The following is a 427-nucleotide window of genomic DNA, read 5'->3' on the forward strand; positions in this document are numbered from 1 at the left end:
GACGGCGCTGGCGCGCGAGAACAAACGGCTGAAGGCGGATCTCACCGCACTGGCCGCCTCCAAGGCCGCTGACAGCAGCTCCGCCTTGCGCGAGCAGATGAACGAGCTGGCGGCGGAGGTCGTCCATCTGACGGCCAAGCTCGAGGGGCCTGGTTCGCCGATCGCCATGGCATTGGCGGTACCGTCGGACGCACGCTCCGGCAACGGTGACCGCAGTCTTGCCGACCGCGTGCGCGCGCTGCAGAAGGCTGACGCGACAAGCTGAGATCAGGTCTCCTTAGAGCATTTCACCGTTTCACGGAAACGGCGAAATGCCCTAACTCTTTGCTTTGAGGCAATTCTGGACGGAAAACCGCTTCACACTTTTCCTAGAATTGCTCTAGCCGAAAAATGATGCAGCGCGATGGCTGAAGCCGCGGCGACATTC

Annotated in this window: 1 pseudogene; it reads left to right on the forward strand. The window is 61.6% G+C overall.

The window, feature by feature from the left end:
- Window positions 1-265: pseudogene (locus tag EOC94_RS33710) on the forward strand (hypothetical protein); the annotation flags it as partial.
- Between the last annotated feature and the right edge of the window lie 162 nt (window positions 266-427).

It is taken from the genome of Mesorhizobium sp. M6A.T.Ce.TU.016.01.1.1 (genome assembly GCF_003997065.1).
Classification (GTDB): domain Bacteria; phylum Pseudomonadota; class Alphaproteobacteria; order Rhizobiales; family Rhizobiaceae; genus Mesorhizobium; species Mesorhizobium mediterraneum.